The following is a 22,805-nucleotide window of genomic DNA, read 5'->3' as shown; positions in this document are numbered from 1 at the left end:
GCCCTGCCCGCGCGAATATGGGACTTCCCCGCCGTCAGGTCAGCCCTATTGACTTATCCCCCGCCGCGCGCAAACCCTGCCTGCAGGGACAGCAAGGGGACGACTCGGATGCATTGGGAACAGATTCTGGCCACGCGGATGACGCGGATGAAGGCCTCCGAAATCCGCGAGCTTCTGAAACTGCTCGACCAGCCCGACATCATCTCGTTTGCCGGCGGCATCCCCGACCCGGCGCTGTTCCCGGCGCAGGCATTCCGGCAGGCGATGGGACAGGCGCTGTCGGATGCGCAATGCGCCACCTCGCTGCAATATTCGGTCTCGGAAGGCTACGCGCCCCTGCGCGACTGGATCGCCGAACAGATGGCGCTGATCGGCGTGCCCTGCACGCGCGACAATATCCTGATCACCTCGGGCTCGCAGCAGGCGCTGGATTATCTGGGCAAGCTGATGCTCTCGCCCGGCGATACCGCGCTTGTCGGCTGGCCCACCTATCTCGGCGCGCTCGGGGCCTTCAACGCCTATGAGCCGCGCTATGACCGGCTCGACCCCGGATCGAACCGCGAGGCGCAGGATTTCCGTGATGCCGCCGCGCCGGGCCGGGTGAAATTCGCCTATCTCTCGGCCGATTTCGCCAATCCGACCGGGGTCACGCTGGACCAGACCGGGCGCGAGCGCCTGCTGGACATGGCCGAAGACCTCGACATTGCCATCATCGAGGACGCCGCCTATCAGGCGCTGCGCTATGACGGCGAGGCCGTTCCCCCGATCCTTGCCACCGAGATCGCCCGCAAGGGCGACATCGAGGCCTGCCGGACGATCTATTGCGGCTCGTTCTCCAAAACGCTGGCGCCGGGGCTGCGCATCGGCTGGGTCTGCGCGGCCAGCCCGGTCATCGGTCGGCTGGTGCTGATGAAACAGGCCGCCGACCTGCATTCCTCGACCCTGAACCAGATCGCCACCCATCTTGTCGCGCGCGAGCATTTCGCCGCCCATGTGCCGATGCTGCGCGAAACCTATGGCCGCCGCCGCGACCTGATGCTGGCGGCGCTGGAACGCGAAATGCCCGCAGGCGTCAGCTGGACCCGACCCGAAGGCGGCATGTTCACCTGGCTGACCCTGCCCGAAGGCACCGACGGCGCGGAGCTGCTGGCGCGGTCCCTGAAGACCGAGAAGATCGCCTTCGTCCCCGGCCATGCCTTCTTTCCAGACGGCACCGGGCGCAACACCATCCGGCTCAGCTTCACGCTGCATGAAAAGCCGATGGTGGATGAGGGCATCGCCCGTCTGGGAAGGCTGCTTCGCGGCTAATCAGCCCTGCTGCCAGCGCGGCTTGCGCTTGTCGAAGAAGGCGGCGATGCCCTCGGGGGCCTCGTCGCCCTCCCACATCGCGATCAGCCGGTCGATGCTGTGCTCGATCATGTCGGCGTCGATGCGCGGCCCAAGCGTGCGGGCCAGCCGCTTGGCCTCGGCCACCGCGCCGGGCGCACAAAGCAGATAAGGCGCCACCTCCTCCTCGATGCATTGATCGAGATCCTCGGGATCGGCCAGCCGCGCGGCAAGGTTCAGCGTCACCGCCTCCTCGGCACCGAAGATGCGGCTCGACATGAAGACGCGGCGCGCCTTGTCCTCGCCCATCCGCGCCAGCACGTAAGGCCCGATGGTAGCCGGGATCAGGCCGAGCTTGGTCTCGGTCAGGCCGAATTTCGCGTCCCGCGCCGCCACCACCATGTCGCAGACCGCCATCATGCCGATGCCGCCGCCGAAGGCATTGCCATGGACGCGACCGATCAGCGGCTTTGCCATGGTGTTCATCGCCATCAGCATATTCGCCAATTGCCGCGCCCCGGCCCGCCGGGTCTCGGCATCGGCGGTAATCTGCGCGCGCATCCAGGCCAGATCGCCGCCGGCGCAGAATGTCGGGCCGTCGGCGGCCAGGATCACCACGCGCACCGCACCGTCATGGCTCAGCATATTGGCGGCCTCGGTCAACTCGTCCAGCATCTGCGCCGACAGCGCGTTGTGCTTTTCCGGGCGGGCCAGCGACAGCGTCGCCACGCCGCGCCCGTCGCAGGCGATGCGGATGCTGTGGAATTCCATGTCGGCGCTCATGCGCTGTCTCCTTCTGCTCGCAGGGATCGCGCGAAATCGGCGGCCCCGGCGATCTTCTGCATGTCGAGGCCGGTTGCGTAACCCGCCGCCGCCAGATGCGCCGCCACCCGTTCCGTCGCCACATTGCCGGCGGCACCCGGCGCATAGGGGCAACCGCCCAGGCCCCCCACGGCGGCATCGAAGACCCGCAGCCCCCGCGCCAGCGAGGCGTCGATATTGGCAAGCGCCCGGCCCGCCGTGTCGTGGTAATGCCCGGCCAGCTTTTCCGCCGGCACCCCGTCCAGCACCGCCCCCAGCATGGCATCTATCTTCTCGGGTGTCGCCTGCCCGATGGTATCGCCAAGGCTGATTTCATAGCAGCCCATGGCAAACAGCCGCGCCGCCACGCGGGCGACGTTGTCGGGCGGCGTCGGCCCGTCGAAGGGGCAATCCGTCACCACGCTGACATAGCCCCGCACCGGGATGCCATCGGCCTTCGCCGCCGCCATGATCGGGGCGAAACGCTCGAAGCTCTCGTCAATCGTCGCGTTCAGATTGGCCCTCGCGAACCCTTCCGAGGCCGAGGTGAAGACCGCGATCTCATCCGCCCGCGCCGCCTTCGCGCCCTCATAGCCCTTCATGTTCGGCGTCAGCACCGCATAGCTGATGCCGGGCGCGCGGGTCATGCCGGCCATGACCTCGGCCGCATCGGCCATCTGCGGCACCCATTTCGGAGAGACGAAGCTGGTCACCTCGATCCGCCGGAACCCCGCGCCCGAGAGCATGTCCACAAGCGCGATCTTGTCGGCGGTCGGGATCAGCCGCTTCTCGTTCTGCAAGCCGTCGCGCGGGCCCATCTCGAAGATCTCGACATATTCGCTCATGCTGCGGCCTCCTCGTCTTCCTCCAGCCGGATCAGCGCCGCCCCGGCCTCGACCTGATCGCCGGCCCGGGCCAGCACCTCGGCCACGACGCCGTCGCGGGCGGCGGTCAGGGTGTGTTCCATCTTCATCGCCTCCAGCACCGCCAGCCGGTCGCCCGCCGCGACCGCCTGCCCGGCCTGAACGAAAACCGCCTTCACCAGCCCCGGCATGGGCGAGAGCGTCAGCCCCCCGCCCGCTTCCTCGCCCGCCCGGTCGAGCGGATCGAGCGGCTTCAGCGAGACCGCGCGCCCGCCGAAGACGCTGGTGCCGGCGGCGTGGTTCACGATGCGGTTGCGGCGCAGATCGCCATCGACCCACCAGCGATTGCCCTGCCAGCGCACCTCATGGGCCTGCCCGTTCACGCTGACACGGGCCGCACCCGGGCCTTCGACCTCCAGCATTGCCTCGCCGCCCTCCCAGGCGACGGTGCGGCGCAGGGGCTGCCACAGGGTCATGCCGCCCGTCACGCCGGGATCGGAAAGCCCCGCCAGCCCGACCACCGCCAGCGCCAGCGCGCGCGGGTCCGGCTCGGCGGCGGCAATCAGCGCGTCGAGATCGCGCCCGATCAGCCCGGTATCGACCTCTCCGGCGCGAAAACCGTCATGCCGGGTCAGGGCGATCAGGAAATCGACATTGGTGACGGATCCCGCGACCTCGGTATCCACCAGCGCCGCTTCCAGCGCACGCAGCGCAATCGCCCGTGTCGGTCCCCAGGTCACGACCTTGGCGATCATCGGGTCATACCAGGGGCTGATCGTGTCGCCGGGGCGCACCCCGGTCTCGATTCTCGCCTGATCCGGGAATTCCAGATGGGCGAGCCTGCCCGTCGCCGGCAGGAACCCCGCCGGCACGTCCTCGGCGTAAAGCCGGGCCTCGAAGGCATGGCCGCGAATGGCCAGATCCTCCTGCCGGGCCGGAAGCGGTTCGCCCGAGGCCACGCGCAACTGCCATTCGACCAGATCGACACCGGTGATCGCCTCGGTCACCGGGTGCTCGACCTGCAACCGCGTGTTCATCTCCATGAACCAGAACCCGTCGGGGCGCAGCCCGTCCGCGCCGTCGACGATGAATTCGATGGTCCCGGCACCGGCATAGCCGATGGCCTCTGCCGCGCGCGTGGCAGCCTCGCCCATGGCCTGCCGCATTTCGGGCGTCATGCCGGGCGCGGGCGCTTCCTCGATCACCTTCTGGTGGCGGCGCTGCAAGGAACAGTCGCGTTCGAACAGATGCACGGCGCGAACCCCGTCGCCGAAGACCTGCATCTCGATATGGCGGGGTTGCAGGATATATTTCTCGATCAGCACATCGGGATTGCCGAAGGCGGTGCGCGCCTCGCCCTGCGCGCTGTCCAGCGCATCGGCGAAATCGCCCGCGCGTTCGACCATGCGCATCCCCTTGCCGCCACCGCCGGCCACCGCCTTGATGAGCACCGGATAGCCGATCTTTTCGGCCTCGGCGGCCAGATGCGCCGCATCCTGATTTTCGCCGTGATAGCCCGGCACGACCGGCACACCGGCCTTTTCCATCAGCGCCTTGGCCGCGTCCTTCAGCCCCATGGCCCGGATCGCCCTGGCCGACGGCCCGATGAAGACCAGCCCGGCGGCTTCCACCGCATCGACGAAATCCGGGTTTTCGCTCAGGAAGCCGTAACCCGGATGGATCGCCTGCGCCCCGGTATCGAGGGCCGCGCGAATGATCGCCTCGCCGCGCAGATAGCTGTCCTTGGGTGCCGGCCCGCCCAGATGCACGGCCTCGTCGGCCATGGCGACATGGCGCGCGGCGCGGTCGGCGTCGGAATAGACCGCGACCGTGGCCACCCCCAGCCGGCGGCAGGTGTCGATGACCCGGCAGGCGATCTCGCCCCGGTTGGCGATCAGGATCTTCTGGAACATGGCGGCTCCTCCCTCATGAGGTTTCGTCCAGCGGGACGAGCGTTTCGAACGGCGCCGCAACTGGCGGTCTTTGCGCCCGACCGGACCAGCGCCAGAAGCCGGTCGCAGAGCTCGCGGCTGTCGCCGAATTTGAAGCCAACCGGGTCCATGTCACATCCTGAAGACGCCAAAGCGCGTCGGCTCGATGGGGGCGTTCAACGAGGCGCGGAGCGACAGCGCCAGCACCTCGCGGGTCTTCCTCGGATCGACGATACCGTCATCCCAGAGCCGGGCCGAGGCGTAAAGCGGGTGCGACTGACGCTCGAACATCTCGATGGTGGGACGCTTGAATTCGGCCTCTTCCTCGGGGGTCCAGGTGCCGCCCTTGCGCTCGATCCCGTCGCGGCGGACGGTGGCCAACACGCCTGCCGCCTGTTCGCCTCCCATGACCGAGATGCGGCTGTTGGGCCAGGTCCAGAGGAAGCGTGGGCCATAGGCGCGCCCGGCCATGCCGTAATTGCCGGCCCCGAAACTGCCGCCGACCAGCATGGTGATCTTCGGCACATTGGTCGTCGCCACCGCCGTCACCATCTTGGCACCGTGACGCGCGATGCCCTCGTTTTCATATTTGCGCCCAACCATGAAGCCGGTGATATTCTGCAGGAAGATCAGCGGGATATTGCGCTGGCTGCACAGCTCGATGAAATGCGCGCCCTTCTGCGCGGCCTCGGAAAACAGCACGCCGTTATTGGCGACGATGCCTGTCGGGCAGCCCTCGACATGGGCGAAGCCGGTCACCAGCGTCTCGCCATAGCGGGCCTTGAACTCGTCGAAGCGAGAGCCATCGACCACGCGGGCAATGACCTCGCGGATATCGTAAGGCGTGCGCAGATCGCCCGGCACGACGCCAAGGATTTCCTCGGGGTCGTAGGCCGGCGCTTCCGGGCTTTGCCAGACCACCGTCTGCGGCAGCGCCCGGTTCAGATGCGACACGGCGCGGCGGGCAAGGGCAAGCGCATGGGCGTCGTCCTCGGCCAGATAGTCGGCCACACCCGACAGCCGCGTATGCACATCGCCGCCGCCCAGATCCTCGGCGCTGACGACCTCTCCGGTGGCGGCCTTCACCAAAGGCGGGCCGGCAAGGAAGATGGTGCCCTGATTGCGGACGATGATGGTCACATCGGACATGGCCGGGACATAGGCCCCCCCGGCGGTGCAGGAGCCCATGACCACGGCGATCTGCGGGATGCCCCTCGCGCTCATCTGCGCCTGATTATAGAAGATGCGGCCGAAATGGTCGCGGTCGGGAAAGACCTCGTCCTGATTGGGCAGGTTGGCCCCGCCCGAATCGACCAGATAGATGCAGGGCAGGCAGCATTCCGCGGCGATTTCCTGCGCGCGCAGGTGCTTTTTCACCGTCATCGGGTAATAGGTGCCGCCCTTGACCGTGGCGTCATTGGCCACGACCATCACGTCTTGCCCATGGACGCGGCCCACGCCGGCGATCACCCCGGCGCCGGGTGCATCGCCGTCATACATGCCATGCGCCGCCGTCGCGCCGATTTCCAGAAACGGGCTGCCGGGGTCCAGAAGGTTCGCCACCCGCTCGCGCGGCGGCATCTTCCCGCGCGAGACGTGCCGTTCCATCGCCTTCGGGCCGCCGCCTGCCAGCACCGCTTCGGCGGCTTCGCGGGCGGTGGCGATCAGGGACAGATGCGCTTCGCGATTGGCGCGGAAGGCATCGGATGACGGGGTGGCAGAGGTTTTCAGTTTCATTCCATATCCTTCCCTTGACCGGTCCCGGGGGCCCCGGCTCCCATCCGCCGCGCGATCATGCGCCATGTTGACGCAGCCGGGCGCAAAGCCGGCCTTCGTTGATGCAGATCAATGCCGATCCGGGGCCAGAGGCCTCTGGTCTGCGCGCATGACATATCTGACCAGTTGAAAGGACGGCCATGACACATCAGCTTCTGATCGCCGCGACCCTGATCGCCACGGGACTGGGGGCCGCCGCGCCGGCATTGGCGCAATCGCAGGGGGATTGGACGATTGGCGTCGGCATCGCCAATGTGAACCCCAAATCCGACAATGGCGACCTGGCCGACGGCGCGGTTCCGACCGATATCGGCGACAGCACCCGGCCCAGCATCACCGTCGAATATTTCATCCGCGACAATCTGGGGATCGAGGTTCTGGGCGCGCTGCCCTTCAGCCACGAGATCGAATCCAATGGCACCCTGATCGGCAAGGTCAAGCAACTGCCGCCGGTCGTCTCGCTGCAATATCACTTCGACGCCACGCCGCAGTTCAAGCCCTTCGTCGGTCTCGGCATCAATTTCACCGGCTTCTATGACGCCGATGCGCGCGGCCCGCTGGAGGGCGCCGACCTGCAGGTCAAGAACAGCCTCGGGCTGGCGGCGCATCTGGGGGCCGATTACTGGGTCAACGACCGCTCGGCCATCCGCGGCGACCTGCGCTGGATCGACATCGACGCCGATGTGAAGCTGAACGGCGACAAGATCGGCGAGGTCAATGTCGACCCGATGGTTTACGGCGTCTCCTATATCCATCGCTTCTGAGCGATCGCATCCGGGCGCGCGCGCAGGCACCGCGCGCCGGGAAACGGGACGGGTCAGGGGCCAGCCGGCAGCGTCCCGCCCACCCCGGTCAGCCGTTGTGGCGTGAGCCCTCATCTTCCCGACCTGGCACGCGGGCCAATGACGGCTGTAGCACGCATGACCGTCCCCCTCACGCCCCGGCCATCAACTCGCGCCCGATCAGCATCCGGCGGATCTCGCTGGTGCCGGCGCCGATCTCCATCAGCTTGGCGTCGCGGAACAGCCGGCTGACCACGCTGTCATTCAGGAAGCCCGCCCCGCCAAGCGCCTGCACCGCCTGATGCGCCTGCACCATCGCCTGTTCGGACGCGTAAAGCACCGCGCCCGCCGCGTCCTGCCGGGTGACCTTGCCCGCATCGCAGGCCCTGGCGACCTCGTAGACATAGGCCTTGGCGGTGTTCATGGCGACATACATGTCGGCGATCTTGGCCTGCATCAGCTGGAAATCCCCGATGGGCTTGCCGAACTGCCTGCGTTCCTTGCTGTAAGGCACGACCTCGTCCAGACAGGCCGCCATGATGCCGGTCCCGATCCCCGACAGCACCAGGCGTTCGTAATCGAGGCCCGACATCAGCACGCGCACGCCCTTGCCTTCTTCGCCCAGCACATTCTCGAAGGGGATTTCGCAATTCTCGAAGATCAGCTCACCGGTGTTCGAGCCGCGCATCCCGACCTTGTCGAAATGCGGCCCCTGGGTGAAGCCGGTGAGGCCCTTCTCGACGATGAAGGCGGTGATACCCTTCGATCCGGCCTCGGGGTCGGTCTTGGCATAGACCACCAGCGTATCGGCATCCGGCCCGTTGGTGATCCAGTATTTCGAGCCGTTCAGCACATAATAGCCGTTCCGCTTCTCGGCGCGCAGCCTCATGCCGACGACGTCGGAGCCCGCGCCTTCCTCGGACATGGCCAGGGCGCCGACATGTTCCCCGGAACACAGCTTCGGCAGGTATTTCCGCTTCTGCTCCTCACTCGCGTTCAGCTTCAGCTGGTTCACGCAGAGGTTCGAATGCGCCCCATAGCTGAGGCTGATCGAGGCCGAGGCCCGCGCGATCTCCTCGGTCGCGATGGTATGGGCCAGATAACCCATGCCGGAGCCGCCATATTCCTCGGACACGGTGATGCCCAGAAGACCGAGCTCGCCCATCTCCTGCCAAAGCGCGTTCGGGAAGGCATTCGTGCGGTCGGTCTCGGCCGCGAGCGGCTTGATGCGCTCCTGCGCGAAGCGATGCACCATCTCGCGCAGCGCGCCGATATCCTCGCCCAGATCGAATTCCATGCCATGCGTGAACATGATCCCCTCCTGTTATTTGAACGGTTGTTCAGATACGCCGGAATATGCGCGATCCGACCCCGCCGCGTCAACAGAAGACTGCGCCCCTCGGGGCCATTGCGTCAATCGTCCGCAGACCAGATCAGAAGGATCGCAACCCCGAGCAGAAAGAGCGCCAGAACCGGCAGGACCAGAACAAGCCATAGCGGCATCGCGGCGGGGTCGAACAATGCCAGAAAAGGCCGCAGCAAAAGCACCACCGCCGCCATCGCCAGCGGGGCGACCAGCCAGAACCCGATCCCCTTCCATCGTCCGGTCCGGCGAAACAGGCGTTGGAACACCGCCAGACCCGATACCGGGCCGATCAGCAGGATGAACAGCCCCATCGGATCGCCCGGATCGGCCCAGGTGAGCGCCACGCCCCCGATCAACGACAGGACAGCCACCATCGCAACGCATCCTGCGGCGAAGGCCAGGCAATATGTGATCAGGTCAGATCGGGAGGTTGCGGGGGGCAATGCGCGACTCAGCGTCAGTCAAAGCACGAGGTTCATTCCGGCGCGCCCGGAACAAGCCGGCGCACATAGCGCACGCCGGTCCTCGATTTTCAGCCGCCGCCCGGCGGTCTTGAACAGACCGACCTCGCGCAGCACTTTCTGGTTTCGGTAATACACGGTGAAGATCTAGCGATGCACCATCGCGCGCAGAGCGCCGATATCCGCGCCCGGATCGAATTCCATGCCGTGGGTGAACATGATCCCTCCCGTTTTATGAACAATTGTTCACGTATCTGCTTATGCCGATTCGCACCCCTGCGCCAACAGAAGACTGCGCCCCTCGGGGCCATCGCGTCAATCACCCGCAGACGGTGTTCGCAGAACCGCGATCCCGGAACAGGAAAGGGGCCAGAACCATTCGCAGCCCCGATAACGGCTACAATTCCATAGCATGTCCCATGGATATTGTAGCCCGGAATTCACGAAAACAAATCTAGAATGTCATTCTGACGATAATCTATTGGCCCGACCGAAAATTGCTATCGGAGGAACCTTCAATGGGCATTCAAAAGGATGTGCTGGTCTGGAGTACGACCGATCTGAGTTCGCTTCCGGTCTCGGTCGGAAATACATTCACGGTAACAGGAACGCCCGATCCGCTGGCGTTCAAGGACGATATCGACACCGAGGATACGGTTGATACCCGGCCCAGCGATTTCCCGCCCGAAGATTTCGATCAGGACCTGTCGGGAACCCTCGACGGCGCGCAGTTCTGGGGAAATACAGGCAACCAGTCTGATACGTTCGAATTCGAGGCCGCCTATAAGGTGACCGATGGGACCAATACGTTCAACGTTTATCAGATTCACAATGTCAGCGGCGGCACATCGGGATATGTGTCTGAACAGGTTCTCGACCCGAATGCCACCTATCAGGTGCTGGAGGTCGACGCGTCCGTGAATGACGATGTCGGCGATTTTCCGTCAGAGCCCTATTGGTCGGATCTCGCCGGACAGGTGGACGGAACCAGCGCCGGAGAGGTCATTGGCGCGGGCTATGTCGACGACGACAACGACGGGGTGAACGAGGGCGCCGGTCAGAACGACGTCATCCTGGGCGAAGGCGGCGGCGATACCATCGAAGCGGGTGCCGGAGGCGACCTGATTTATGGCGACTATGTCGAGGAAATTCCTGCCGATGCCTCGGACTATGTGATTCAGGGATACGTCCGCGATTTCAATTTCGAAATGACCGCAGGGGATCTGGAAACCTCCCCAACGACGGCGACAATCGAAGTCAGCGGCGCCCCCGTCGATATTCGCTTTGTCGACAACGACCCCGGCCTCGGCGGCGACAATGTCACGGATGAAACTCCCGCTGACAGCGATCAGATGGTCGAAATCAACGGCGTCCTTTACAGTTACTCTGCCGACCATGAGACGGAGTTCCTGGGCAGCGACGGCATTACCTACAAGATGATCGTCATCGACGTCGACCGGGATCGCAGCGGCGCCATCGACGGCTATGATGCATCCACCGACGCCGGCGATGTCAGCTATGAGAACGGGCAGATCCTGCTGCCGATCGGCGCGGTTCCGCCCCCGGGCACCACCCTCTCGCCCACCGGTGCCGACGTGGTGGATGCTTCCGATCCCGACTATATCTCGATCAACGGTGAAGCCCTCATTCCCGGCCATGACGATTCGATTTCGGGCGGCGCGGACAATGACACCGTTTATGGCGGGATGGGGGCCGATACGATCGATGGCGGCACCGAGGACGACAGCATTACCGGCGGAACCGGCGCGGACAGCATCACCGGCGGGGACGGAAACGACCAGTTCTCCTACGCCGCCGGCGACGGCGCGGATACGATAACGGACTTCAATACCGGCAATACCGGCGCGCTCGATGACGGCGACACCTCGAACAACGACTACATCGATCTGTCCGGCTTCTATAACGACACCACCCTGGCCGAGGTCAACGCCCTCGGCATCGACGAGTTCGGCGGCAACCTCAACATGCTCAAGGCGGATGCGGAAGACGGCAAGCTGGACGGCATCATCAACGGCACGGATTATTCGTCCATTATCAGCGGGATCGACCTGACACTTCAGAACGGAGGGGCTTCCGTCACAGGTTCGGACCTGACAGCCGACAATACGCGCGTCACCTGCTTCACCCGTGGCACAATGATCATGACAGAACATGGTGAGCGCCCCATCGAAACGCTGCACCAGGGCGACATGATCCTGACCATGGACAGTGGCTATCAACCGATCCGCTGGATTGGCGCCACGCATGTTTCCGAGGAAACGCTTCGCGAGAATGACAATCTTCGACCAATACGCATTCCCGCCGGCGCATTGGGAAACAATATACCGTTGCACGATCTCATTGTTTCGCCGCAGCACCGTATCCTGATCAGGTCGAAAATTGCCAGGCGCATGTTCAACAGAAATGAAGTGCTGATTGCGGCCAAGCATCTTTTGAATGGTGGGGCCATTGCCATTGCCAATGACCTCAAGAGCACACAGTATTTTCATATCCTCTTTGACAAGCATGAATTGGTATTCTCCAATAATGCTGTCACGGAAAGCATGTATACAGGACCAGAGGCCCTGAAATCGGTAAGCGCAAAGGCCCGCCACGAAATCATTACGCTGTTCCCGGAATTGATGGACATAGACTATGTGTCCTTCAAGTGCCGAGAATTTGCGGGCGGCCATCAAGCCCACAGGCTGGCTGCGCGCCATCATGACAATTGCCAGATGTTCTTCGAATCCTAGCGGGTCCTGCCCTTGGGCTCCACAAATTGAAGAAATTCCTGCCGGAGGCCGATCTCGGCTTTCACAAGATCGGCTACGGCGGGTCGATCCTTCTGGTTCTCCCTCAGAACAGATGTTCGACCTCCGGTGCCGGGACGAAGCGCCAGTTACGGCGGGGTCCGGCCATGACGTTGAGGTAATAAAGCTCGAACCCATGGGGCGCACCGCAGGGGTGGTGGCCGCGCGGGACGCAGGTCACGTCGCCATCCTTCACCGCCATCACCTCGTCGAGCGAGCCGTCATCGGTATAGACCCGTTGCACCGCCCAGCCGGTCTTGGGGTTCAGCCGGTGGTAATAGGTCTCCTCCAGATAGGTGATGCGCGGGAAGTCGTCCTCGTCATGGCGGTGGGAAGGATAGCTCGACCAGTTGCCGGCGGGGGTGAAGACTTCGGTGACCAGCAGGCTGTCGGCATAATCCTCGGCCTCCATGGCGATATTGTTGATCCAGCGGGTATTGCTGCCCTCGCCGCGTTGGGTCAGGGTGATGCCCTCGGGGCCGATCCTGCGGGCCGCATGACCGCCCATTCCCGGCGCGGCGCAGACAGCGATCACGCAATCGGTGGTCGCCTCGGCCTGCCAGTCCTGCCCGTTCGGGACATAGAGGCAATGCGGCGGGGTCTTCTCGAAGACATCCATGCGGTCCCCAAGCTCGCCCCAGTCCTGACCGGCTGCCTGAATGCGCGCCTTGCCCTCGACCATGACCAGAATGACCTCATTACCGCCGGTGGCCTCTGCCGCCACCTCGCCCGCCCGCAGGCGATAAAGCGAAAAACCCACATATCGCCAGCCGGCGCTTTCGGGCGTGATCTGATGGACCTTGCCATGGGCTCCGAAGGGTTTTTTCAGCAGATGGGACATGGGTCTATTCCTTTCCGTCGCGCTCATCCGGCGCTTTCGGGTCGAAGGCGATGAAGAACTGGTGTCCGGCATAGGCGCCGATGGCAGCGAACAGCACCCCCCAGAAGGGCGCGCCCGAGGCGAACTCGACCGCCGCCCAGCCGAGGCAGGCGACGGTAATCGCCACCCTGAGCCAGAGCGGCCGGTAAACCTCCTGCTGCAGATCGAAAAGCTTCATGCCGCGCCCCGGTCCAGCCCGGCCTTGATGGCCGCCGCTTTCAGCGATTTCAGCCCGAGCGACTGGTATTGCAGCGGGTTCCTGACGGCGGGATCCTGCTCGGCCTCGATCACCAGCCAGCCGTCATAGTCGTGATCGGCGAGGATGCGCAGCAGGGGCACGAAATCGATGGCCCCCTCGGGATCGCCCGGCACGGTAAAGGCCCCGGCCAAGACGCCCTGCAGGAAGGACATGTTCTCGGCCCGGACCCGCTCGGTTATGGGGCGGCGGATGTTCTTGGCGTGGAAATGGGCGATGCGGGGCGCGTGTTTTCTCAGCACCGCCACCGGGTCGCCGCCGCCGAAGGTGCAATGACCGGCATCGAACAGAAGATGCGTGGCCGGGCCGGTCGCGGCCATGAAGGCGTCGATCTCCTCGGGGGATTCGACCACCGTGCCCATGTGGTGATGATAGGCAAGCCGGATGCCCTGCCCCGCCAGATAGGCCGCGAAAGCCTCCATCTTCGCGCCGAATTCGGCCATCTCTGCCGCCGAGAGCCGGGGCCGGTCGTTGACCGGAATATCGGGGCTGCCATGCACGGTATTCGAGCACTCGCAGGCGATGCAGACCTTGCAATCATTGGCCTTGAGTTTGGCCAGATGCGGCTGCACGGCGGCGATCTCGTCCTCGACGCTGCGCGTCAGCAGTTCCGTCGAATACCAGCCCGAGATGAAGCGCAGCCCGTATCCCCCGAGCAGCGCTTTCAGTGCCTCGGGATCGTCGGGCCAGCGATGGCCGTTCTCGATCCCGTCGAAGCCGATCTCGCGACCGGCCTCGCGCAGGATCTGTTCGGTCGGGATATCGGCGCCGATGCTTTGGTCGTCGTCATTGGCCCAGGCGATGGGATTGGTGCCGTAAAGGATCATGTCAGCCTCAGTTCACAAGCGCCTGTCGCGCGATATTGGTCAGGTAGTCGGCATAGGCGGCGCGCAGCTTTGCGGTCTCGCCCACTTCCGGCACGGCCACGTCCCAGAAATGCCCCGCCCCTTCCAGCCCGTCGCCGGGGCCGGGCTGGGCCGTGGTGTCGATCACGATCACGGTCGGGATGTCGCGGGTCCGGGCGGCGGCAATCCCGGCCTCCAGATCGGCGATGCTCTCGGCCTTCACCGCATGGGCACCCATGGAGGCCGCATGGGCGACAAAGTCGATCTGCGGCTGCACCTCGACATTGCTGTCCTTGTACATGTTGTTGAACGCGGCCCCACCCGTGCCCGCCTGCAGACGGTTGATGCAGCCATAGCCCCGGTTGTCGGTCAGAACCACGGTGAACGGCACGCGCCGCATCACCGCCGTCGCCAGTTCCGAGTTCGCCATCATATAGCTGCCATCGCCGACGAAGCAGATCACCTCGCGGTCTGGCCGGGCCAGCTTCAGGCCCATGGCCCCGGCGACCTCATAACCCATGCAGCTATAGCCGTATTCCATGTGATAACCGCCCTGCGAGGGCTGCCAGAGCAGTTTCAAGGCCCCCGGCATGGTCCCGGCCGCGCACATGGCAATGGCGTCTTCGCCCGTCGCCCGCTGCACCGCCCCGATCACCTGCGCATCTGTCGGGAGTTCATTGCCCGTGGGAGCCGCACAATGCGCATCGACGGCCTTGAGCCAGGCCTCCCGGATCGCCGGATCCGCACCCCCGGCCCGCCAGTCACCCAGTTCCGCTGTCAGCGCCTTGATGCCCACCTTCGCATCGGCGACCAGAGAGACCCCGCCATGCTTCGCCGCGTCATAGGGCTGCACATTCAGGCTGACCAGTTTTGCCGCCGGAAACAGCGTGCGTGAGCCGGTGGTGAAATCCTGCAGCCGCGTCCCGATCCCGATCACCAGATCGGCCCTGCCCGCCACCGCATTCGCCGAAGCCGCGCCATCGACGCCCGCCGCGCCGAAGTTCATCGCATGGGCCTGCGCCAGCGAGGACTTGCCGGCCTGCGTCTCGATCACCGCGATATTGTGGCGCGTGGCAAAATCCGCCAAGGCCGCCTCGGCCCCGGAATAGATCACCCCGCCCCCGGCCACGATCACCGGGCGCTGCGCGCCCCGGATCAGCCCCGCAACTTCCACCAATTCCGCCGCATCCGGGGCCGGGCGGCGAATGCGCCAGACGCGCGGCGCGAAGAAGGCTTCCGGCCAGTCATGGGCCTCCGCCTGCACATCCTGACAGAAGGCCAGACAGGCGGGCCCGCAACTGGCCGGATCCGTCATCACCCGCATGGCGCGGGGCAGCGCCGTCAGCAGATGCTCGGGCCGGGTGATCCGGTCGAAGTAACGCACCACGGGCCGGAAACAGTCATTGGCGCTGACCGTGCCATCGTCGAAATCCTCGACCTGCTGCAGCACCGGGTCGGGCCGGCGGTTGGCAAACACATCGCCTGCGATAATCAGCAGCGGCAGCCGGTTCACATGCGCCAAGGCCGCCGCCGTCACTACATTGGTCGAGCCCGGCCCGATGGAAGTGGTCACCGCCTGCGCCCGCCTGCGCCCCTGCCCCTTGGCATAGGCAATGGCGGCATGGGCCATGGACTGCTCGTTCTGCCCGCGCCAGGTCGGCAGGGCATCCCCGATCCCGTGCAAGGCCTCGCCAATCCCGGCCACATTGCCATGCCCGAAGATCGCCCAGACCCCTTCGATGAAGCGCTCGCCGCCCTCATTCATCTGCACGCTCAGCCAGCGCACCATCGCCTGCGCCGCCGTCAACCGGATCGTCCCGCTCATCGCCTCTCCTCGCCGGGCTGCCCCGGCCCTTTCGTCTTTGGTGTTCAAATAGCTCGGGGTGAACTGGCCGGCACGGCCAGGAGGGGCAGCGCCCCTCACCCTTCTTCACGCCGCCTTCGCCCGCGCCTCATCCCAGATGCCGCAGAGCCGGGCGTAACGTTCCGCCATCAGCGCCACCGCGTCTTCGTCGCTCATCTCGCCCTTCATCCAGCCCCGCGCCGCATCGCCGAAGATGGTCCGCCCGACCGCGAAGCCGCGCACCAGCGGGAAAGCCGCCGCGACCGCAAAGCTCGCCGCCAGTTCCGCCTCGGGCGCATCCAGCCCCAGAACCACGATCCCGCGCGTATGCTTGTCGTGATCCTCGATGGCGGCGATGGCATTGGCCCAGGCGGCCGCCGTCTGCATCGGCTCCAGCTTCCACCAATCTGGGTAAACCCCGATCTCATACCAGCGCCGGATCAGGGTCGCGGTGGTCATGTCGTCCACCGGCCCGAGTTTCGACGGGATGATCTCCAACAGGAAATCCAGCCCGTTGCGCCGCGCGGCCTCGAACAGGCGCTTGACCGTCGCCTCCTGATCCGCCCGCATCAAAGCATCGTCATCGGGATGGCAGAAGCACAGCACTTTTACCACATCCTCACGCGCCCAGGATTGCAGCCCGCCGCAATCCGCGCCCAGTTCCGGCTCCAGCGTCAGGGGCCGCGAGCCCGGCCATTCGCAGGGCCGCCCGATCCACAGGCCCGAGCCGCTGGCCGCATGCAGCGCCGCCCGCCCGATCCGGTTGTCGCAGAGGATGCCATAGCCGTTCCGCCCATCCGCCACCTGCCGCGCGGCAGTCAGACAAAGCTCTTTGAACGCCCCGCCCTTCTCGGGCGTATAGCCCGCCATCTCCTCCAACTGCATCCGGTGATCGAAGGCGAAAACCCGCATCGTCGACCAGTCGCCGCCCATGCGGCCCTGCCGGTTGGTGGCCCAGTGGATCTGCTCCAGTTCCGCATCGTTCCTCAGATCCGGGCGCTTGACCCCGCGCTTGAGGAAAAATTCCAGTTCGGCCAGAGAGGGATAGGCCGGCGTGCAACCATGCCGGCTGACGGCAAAAGCCCCGCAGGCATTGGCGTAGGCCAGCGCCGTGGGCCAATCCGCCCCATCCAGCCAGCCCTTCATCAGCCCCGAGAAGAACCCGTCGCCCGCGCCCAGCACATTGAACACCTCAATCGGGAAGCCCGGCCCGCTCTCGCCGTCATCCAGACTGTCCGGGATCGCGCCTTCAAAGGCCACCGCCCCCTTGGCCCCCCGCTTGCAGACCAGCGTTGCCCCCGAGACCGCCCGCACATTGCGCAGCGCCTGAACCGTGTCGGTGGTGCCCCCGGCGATATGAAACTCTTCCTCGGTCCCGACGATCAGATCGAACAGATGCAGCGTCGCCTGCAGTTCCGCCGTGACCTTGGCGCTTTCGACGAAGCGGCTTTCGCCCTCGCCATGCCCGGCCACGCCCCAGAGGTTCGGTCGGTAGTCGATATCGAGCGCCGTCTTCGCCCCGTGCTTCCGCGCCAGTTCCAGCGCCTTCAACACCGCCGCCCGCGTCCGGGAGTGGCTGAGATGCGTCCCCGTCGCCAGCACGCTGCGCGCCTCGGCAATGAAGCCCTCGTCGATATCCTCCTCGGTCAGCCCCATATCGGCGCAATTCTCGCGATAGAAGATCAGCGGGAAACTGTCCTCGTCGCGAATCCCCAGCAGAACCAGCGCCGTCAGCCGCTCCGGGTCCGTCTTCACCCCCCGGACATCCACCCCCTCGCGCAAAAGCTGCTCGCGGATGAAGCGACCCATATGCTCGTCGCCGACACCCGTAATCACCGCCGACCGCAACCCAAGCCGAGCCGTCCCGCAGGCAATGTTCGTCGGAGACCCGCCGATATACTTGCTGAACGACCCCATGTCCTCCAACCGACCGCCAATCTGGTCGCCATACAGATCAACGCTGGAACGCCCGATCGTGATAAGGTCCAAGGGTTTCATGCGACTGCCTCCCGAATGTAATCCATACTCTCCCGCAACGCCGCCTCGGGGTCAGGCGCGTCATGCACCTCGGTCGCGAAAGGCTCGAAGGAGAAGGGACCATTATAACCGGCAGCAAGCAAGGCCTTGATTTGCAAAATATTATTCAAACGATCCTCGGTATCGACCAGCACCCGATGCGCGTCCAGCATGTCCCCGACCGCCAATGCAGGATCGGTCACGCCCGAGACATGCACCAGCCCGGTGCGGTTCGGATAGAATTCCGCCTCGCCCGCAAGATGGTGATGGAAGGTGTCGTGCATCAACCTGTAAGTGCCGTCATCGCCGGCCTCGGTGATGGCGGCGATGGCCTCGGCCTTGGTCCGAAGCGAACTGATCGGGAAGCCGAGCGGTTCGACCAGCCCGACCAGCCCATGCGCCTTCAGGATCGGCTTCATCGCATCAAGCGCCTCGACCACGGCGGAATGCGGCACCCGGGTGCCATCGTTCAGCGGGCACATGACCAGCGATTTCACCCCTGCCTCGGCCGCGTAATCGGCCATGCGCCGGGCCCGGTCGGGCAGATCGCCGGACCAGAGGTTGAACGGATAAAGCGCGTTGATCGACAGGATGGCGATGCCCTGCGCCTCGGCCTCGGCGCGCACGGCCTGCGGGGTCATGGTTCCCAGAACATCGGGGATGTCGTTGCGGATCTCGACCTCCGCCACGCCGAGGCGGCGGCACATGGCGAAGAATTCCGCCAGCGGCAGCTTCGGGGCCGAGATATGGTTGATGGCGAAGCGCATTGCGGACCTCAGTCGTAGAGCGCCGGGCGGTCCGGCAGAGTGATGGGGGTGATCAGGCCGCTTTCCTGCGCGGCGACGCAGGCATCCGAGGTGATGGCCGCGACATAGCCGTCCCAGCTGGACGGACCGGCGGCGGTGCCGGCAGCGGCGGCCCTGATGAAATCGGCCAGTTCGACATCGTAGCTGTCGATGAAGCGGTCCTTCCAGTCGGTCATGATGGCGTTCTGGAGGCGGGCCTGCTTGCGCAGCGTGATCGCCATCGGCTCGGGCAGGTTGGCCAGCCCCTCCTCGCCCACGACCTGACACTGGATGTCATAGCCGTAACGGCAGTTCACGAAGATCTCGACATCTATGCGGATGCCCTTCCGCGTCTCCAGCAGCACCATCTGCGGGTCGCGCAGGTTCTGATGCGCGTGGCTGGACTTGCGCGGAAACACCACCTGAGCCGAGACGTAATCGTCGTCGAGCAGCCAGCGCAGCACGTCGATTTCGTGGATCAGGGTGTCATGGATGGCCATGGGGGTGTGATAGGCGTCAGGCACGGTCGGGTTCCGGTGTGCCGCATGGACCATCAAGGGCGTGCCGATGTCATTGTCTACGACCTGTTTCAGCATCCGGTAACCGGCGTCATAGCGGCGCATGAAGCCGACCTGCACCAGCCGGCTGCCATGCGCGACCTCGGCCTGAACGATGCGCAGCGCGCCCGCCGCCGTGGTCGCCAGCGGCTTTTCGCAGAAGACCGGCTTGCCGGCGGCGATGGCGGCCAGAACGTAAGGTTCATGGGTTGCGCCGGTCGAGCAGACCAGAACCGCATCCACATCGGGTGCGGCGATCAAGTCTTCGCCCTTGTCATGGACCTTTGCCCCGGGGACCAGTTCGGCCTGCACCTTGCGCGCGGCCTCGGGGCTGTAATCGCTGAGCGCGACCACCTCGGCCCCGGAAAGCACCTGGCTGATGCGCCTTGTATGATCCCGGCCGATCATGCCGGTGCCGATAACGCCAATTCTGACGGTCATTTTTCCTGCCTCACTTGAAATATCTGTCGATCAGGCGCTGCATCTCGCCGCGCATGAATTTCCCGCTCTCGTCGGCCTTTTCCTCCCACGCAAAGACGCAGGCGGTCATGATGCCGTCGAAGCCGATCTCGGCCAGCGTGCGATAGAAATCGTCCCAGGGCACCTCGCCCTGCCCGATATTCAGGTGTTGGTGGACGCGCGCCTGCGATCCGGGCGGGTTGATGATATAGCGCAACCCGCTGCTGGCCTTGTGGTTGAACGTATCGGCAATGTGGACATGGGCCAGCACGTCCGCGCATTCGCGCAGCATCGCCACCGTGTCATCGCCGAAATAGAAGGTATGCGGCGTGCAATAGAGGAATTTGACGCGCTTCGAATTCACCGTGCGGATCAGGTCCACCGAGGGCTGCAGGGTCTCGGTCCAATCCTCGGGATGCGGTTCGATATGCAGGTTGATGCCTTCGCGCTCCAGGATCGGCACCAGTTCCTCCATCGACCGCCACCAGGCATCCTCGCAGGCCTCGATCATGCTGCCCGTATGGCAGCAATAACAGGTGCCCTTGTCGGGATGCGGGCCGCGCCCGAATTCGGAGTTCATGGTGTCCACGCCCATCTCGACCGCGATCTCGATGGCGCGTTTCCAGTGGCGGACGGCGGCCTGACGCTCATCCTCGTCATTCGAGGCCCAGCGATACATGGGCAGAAGCGTGGCGATGCCGACATTGGCGTCAGACAAAGCGCGCTTGAAGGATTTCACCCGGTCGGGGAACACGCGCGGCGCCTTGAACCATTCGAGGAAATCGGCGCGGGGGGAAAGTTCGATCCACTCATAGCCCAGTTCGGCCACTTTGGACGGCAGTTGTTTCAGCGTCAGATGACGATGCATGAACGGGTCGAGGGCGATTTTCATCGGTCTGTCCTTTCATCCGGCACAGCAGGGCCGGTGCGGTGGCGGCACCGCAGGAAATCGGGGGATCGGCGCGGGGGTCCGCGCCTATTGGTAATCGGCCATGTTGTCGCGGGTTTCGGCAAATGCCGGCGCGGCGGACAGAACCAGAAGCGCCGGGATGGTCAGAAGTTTCCGCATGATCCTCTCCTATGCCGCCGTATCGTATTCGGGCTGGGTCTTGGCGCCGGTGATATAGGCCACGACATCCTCGCCATCGGTGTCTTCCTTGCGCAGGTTGGCGCAGATGCGCCCGCGCCGCCAGACCACGATCCGGTCGCACAGATCCATGACCTGCCGCATGTTGTGGCTGATCAGGATCAGGGGCTCGCCCTGTTCCTTCAGTGCCCGGATGATGTTCTCGACCTGCGCGGTCTCCTGCACGCCAAGCGCCGCCGTGGGTTCGTCCATGATGGTCAGCTTGGAATGGAAGGTCGCGGTGCGGGCGATGGCGACGCATTGGCGCTGACCGCCCGACATGTTCTGGATGGTGTTGCGGATATTGGGGATCTTCACCCCGGTCTTTTCCAGCCCGTCGCGGGTCGCCTTGTGCATGGCCTTGTAATCGAGGATCGAGAACGGCCCGAGGTTGAACTTGCGCAATTCCCGCCCGAGGAACAGGTTGTCCGGCACATCGAGGTGATCGGCCAGCGCAAGGGTCTGGAACACCGTCTCGATCCCGGCTTCACGCGCGGCCAGCGGGCCGTCGAACTCGACATATTCGCCGTTGAACCAGACCTTGCCCGAGGTCCGCTGCTCGACCGCGGTGATCTGGCGCACGAAGGTCGATTTCCCGGCCCCGTTATCGCCCATGATCGCCACATGCTCGCCCTTGCGGATCTCGAAATTGCAGTCCACCAGCGCATGCACGCCGCCGTAATGCTTGGTCAGGCCCTCGGTGCGCAGGATCACATCGCCCGGCACGGTTTCGGAATGGTGCGCAGTCGCACCCGAGATATTGGTTTGCAGATCGCTAGCCATGATGTCCCCCTTACGACCTTGTGGACGAGCGGCTCTGCCGCCATTGGTCCAGCACCACGGCGCCGACGATGATCGCGCCCTTGACCATTTCCTGGTAATAGGCGTCCAGCCTCAGGAAGGTGAAACCCGAGATGATGACCCCGAAGATCAGCGCCCCCAGCACGGTCCCGAGGATGGTGCCGCGTCCCCCCGAGAGCGAGATCCCCCCGATCACCGCCATGGCGATGGCGTCGAGTTCGTACATCATCCCCATGCCGGCCTGCGCGGTCAGGTTCTTGGCGCTCAGCACGATGGCGGCGATGCCGGCCAGAAGGCCTGCGATGGTATAGACCAGCACCTTGTGGCGGGCGACATTGATGCCCGACATGCGCGCGGCGGCCTCGTTCGAGCCGATGGCATAGGTATGCTTGCCATAGACGGTGTATTTCAGGATCAGGTGAAACAGGATCGCCAGGCAGATGAAGATGATGACCGGGCGCATCCCTGCGCCGATGGCGGCATAGCTTTCGGTCGGGAACGAGACCGGCTGCCCCGCCGTCCACCATTTCGCCACGCCGCGCGCCGAGACCATCATCCCCAGCGTCGCGATGAAGGGCGGGATCCTGGTATAGGCGATGAACAGCCCGTTGATCAGCCCGGCGGCAATCCCGCAGACCAGACCAACGACGATCGGAACGATGACCGGCAGATCGACCCAGCCCCGGTCGAAGAAGACCGCGCGGGTATTGTCCATGCCGTTGACCTGACCCACCTGGGCGAAGCTCATGGCGATCATGGCGGTCATGCCGACGATGGAGCCGGAGCTCAGGTCGATGCCGCCGGTGATGATGACCTGGGTCACGCCGATGGCGATGATGCCGATAATGGACACCTGAAGAATGATGATCTGAAGCCGCGCCTGGTTGAAGATGCCCGGAACATTCTCACGCGTGTTGAACAGAAAGCTGTCATGCATCAGCAACCGTCCGAGCAGCTCGAATGCGACGACGATCAGAACGAGTGCGATGGCGACACCGGCTTCCGCCGGAAGGGCGCGCTTCGACGTGTCGAAGCTCAGCCCGCCGACACCGTGCGAACTATCTGACATGGTTCAAAACCTCCAAGGGGACGCGGCAGGTCTGCCGGTTGTGCCGGGCGGG

19 protein-coding genes and 1 pseudogene are annotated in these 22,805 nt (G+C 64.7%); 3 read left to right on the top strand and 17 right to left on the bottom strand.

The genetic code is table 11. The annotated features are described in order from the left end of the window. Positions 1-108 precede the first annotated feature (108 nt). Positions 109-1,308: a PLP-dependent aminotransferase family protein gene (locus Q0330_RS01500; RefSeq protein WP_299473288.1), complete on the top strand. Its 1,200-nt coding sequence runs from the start codon at positions 109-111 to the stop codon at positions 1,306-1,308. Here the strand turns inward: Q0330_RS01500 and Q0330_RS01495 are convergent, their stop codons facing one another. The 5 genes and pseudogenes from Q0330_RS01495 to Q0330_RS01475 form a co-directional block, all read right to left on the bottom strand. After that, positions 1,309-2,109 (bottom strand): crotonase/enoyl-CoA hydratase family protein, encoded by an 801-nt coding sequence (locus Q0330_RS01495; protein ID WP_299473285.1) that lies wholly within the window; start codon positions 2,107-2,109, stop codon positions 1,309-1,311. After that, positions 2,106-2,972, bottom strand: a complete 867-nt coding sequence (locus tag Q0330_RS01490; protein ID WP_299473282.1) for a hydroxymethylglutaryl-CoA lyase — start codon at positions 2,970-2,972, stop codon at positions 2,106-2,108. Before Q0330_RS01490 ends, Q0330_RS01495 begins: the two co-directional genes overlap by 4 nt. Then, positions 2,969-4,903 carry an acetyl/propionyl/methylcrotonyl-CoA carboxylase subunit alpha gene (locus tag Q0330_RS01485; RefSeq protein WP_299473280.1) on the bottom strand — a complete coding sequence of 645 codons (1,935 nt, stop codon included), beginning with the start codon at positions 4,901-4,903 and terminating at the stop codon, positions 2,969-2,971. The genes Q0330_RS01490 and Q0330_RS01485 overlap by 4 nt, the downstream gene beginning before the upstream one ends. Positions 4,904-4,944: 41 nt before the next feature. Continuing rightward, a pseudogene (locus tag Q0330_RS01480) lies at positions 4,945-5,052 on the bottom strand (ASCH domain-containing protein); the annotation flags it as partial. A 1-nt stretch (position 5,053) separates the two neighbouring features. Next, the gene (locus Q0330_RS01475; protein ID WP_299473277.1) at positions 5,054-6,658 is read right to left on the bottom strand and encodes a carboxyl transferase domain-containing protein; all 1,605 of its coding nucleotides are present in this window, start codon (positions 6,656-6,658) and stop codon (positions 5,054-5,056) included. Positions 6,659-6,837: 179 nt separating this feature from the next. Between Q0330_RS01475 and Q0330_RS01470 the strand changes: the two genes are divergently transcribed. Continuing rightward, a complete protein-coding gene (locus Q0330_RS01470; RefSeq protein ID WP_299473274.1) occupies positions 6,838-7,461 on the top strand; it encodes an OmpW family outer membrane protein in 624 nt (207 codons plus the stop codon). A gap of 169 nt (positions 7,462-7,630) precedes the next feature. Here the strand turns inward: Q0330_RS01470 and Q0330_RS01465 are convergent, their stop codons facing one another. Then, positions 7,631-8,791, bottom strand: coding sequence for an isovaleryl-CoA dehydrogenase (locus Q0330_RS01465; RefSeq protein ID WP_299473271.1), 1,161 nt, complete (start codon positions 8,789-8,791; stop codon positions 7,631-7,633). 101 nt (positions 8,792-8,892) lie between these two features. After that, positions 8,893-9,219, bottom strand: a complete 327-nt coding sequence (locus Q0330_RS01460) for a hypothetical protein (protein WP_299473268.1) — start codon at positions 9,217-9,219, stop codon at positions 8,893-8,895. A 605-nt stretch (positions 9,220-9,824) separates the two neighbouring features. Here Q0330_RS01460 and Q0330_RS01455 point away from each other — a divergent pair. After that, on the top strand, positions 9,825-12,059 hold the full coding sequence (locus tag Q0330_RS01455; RefSeq protein ID WP_299473265.1) for a Hint domain-containing protein: 2,235 nt from the start codon (positions 9,825-9,827) through the stop codon (positions 12,057-12,059). 103 nt (positions 12,060-12,162) lie between these two features. Here the strand turns inward: Q0330_RS01455 and iolB are convergent, their stop codons facing one another. The 10 genes from iolB to Q0330_RS01405 form a co-directional block, all read right to left on the bottom strand. Then, positions 12,163-12,957: a 5-deoxy-glucuronate isomerase gene (gene iolB, locus Q0330_RS01450; protein WP_299473262.1), complete on the bottom strand. Its 795-nt coding sequence runs from the start codon at positions 12,955-12,957 to the stop codon at positions 12,163-12,165. Between the two features lie 4 nt (positions 12,958-12,961). Continuing rightward, entirely contained in the window at positions 12,962-13,174 is a 213-nt protein-coding gene (locus Q0330_RS01445; protein WP_299473259.1) for a DUF3329 domain-containing protein, read from the bottom strand. Beyond that, complete coding sequence (iolE, locus tag Q0330_RS01440) at positions 13,171-14,079, bottom strand: myo-inosose-2 dehydratase (protein WP_299473256.1); 909 nt, start codon at positions 14,077-14,079, stop codon at positions 13,171-13,173. The genes Q0330_RS01445 and iolE overlap by 4 nt, the downstream gene beginning before the upstream one ends. Positions 14,080-14,086: 7 nt before the next feature. Continuing rightward, positions 14,087-15,922, bottom strand: coding sequence for a 3D-(3,5/4)-trihydroxycyclohexane-1,2-dione acylhydrolase (decyclizing) (gene iolD / locus Q0330_RS01435; RefSeq protein WP_299473253.1), 1,836 nt, complete (start codon positions 15,920-15,922; stop codon positions 14,087-14,089). Positions 15,923-16,027: 105 nt separating this feature from the next. After that, positions 16,028-17,938, bottom strand: coding sequence for a 5-dehydro-2-deoxygluconokinase (gene iolC / locus Q0330_RS01430; RefSeq protein ID WP_299473250.1), 1,911 nt, complete (start codon positions 17,936-17,938; stop codon positions 16,028-16,030). Continuing rightward, complete coding sequence (locus Q0330_RS01425; RefSeq protein WP_299473247.1) at positions 17,935-18,723, bottom strand: TIM barrel protein; 789 nt, start codon at positions 18,721-18,723, stop codon at positions 17,935-17,937. Before Q0330_RS01425 ends, iolC begins: the two co-directional genes overlap by 4 nt. Before the next feature lie 8 nt (positions 18,724-18,731). Further along, on the bottom strand, positions 18,732-19,739 hold the full coding sequence (locus tag Q0330_RS01420) for a Gfo/Idh/MocA family oxidoreductase (protein ID WP_299473244.1): 1,008 nt from the start codon (positions 19,737-19,739) through the stop codon (positions 18,732-18,734). Positions 19,740-19,749: 10 nt separating this feature from the next. Next, positions 19,750-20,649, bottom strand: coding sequence for a sugar phosphate isomerase/epimerase (locus Q0330_RS01415; protein WP_299473241.1), 900 nt, complete (start codon positions 20,647-20,649; stop codon positions 19,750-19,752). 186 nt (positions 20,650-20,835) lie between these two features. Then, the gene (locus Q0330_RS01410) at positions 20,836-21,609 is read right to left on the bottom strand and encodes an ATP-binding cassette domain-containing protein (protein ID WP_366518280.1); all 774 of its coding nucleotides are present in this window, start codon (positions 21,607-21,609) and stop codon (positions 20,836-20,838) included. 67 nt (positions 21,610-21,676) lie between these two features. Then, positions 21,677-22,753 carry an ABC transporter permease gene (locus Q0330_RS01405; RefSeq protein WP_299473235.1) on the bottom strand — a complete coding sequence of 359 codons (1,077 nt, stop codon included), beginning with the start codon at positions 22,751-22,753 and terminating at the stop codon, positions 21,677-21,679. Positions 22,754-22,805 lie beyond the last annotated feature (52 nt).

It is taken from the genome of uncultured Paracoccus sp., from assembly GCF_937873615.1.
In the GTDB taxonomy this organism is placed as follows: domain Bacteria; phylum Pseudomonadota; class Alphaproteobacteria; order Rhodobacterales; family Rhodobacteraceae; genus Paracoccus.
Note: the sequence above shows the minus strand (reverse complement) of the source record. Positions and strands in the feature narration are given on the sequence as shown.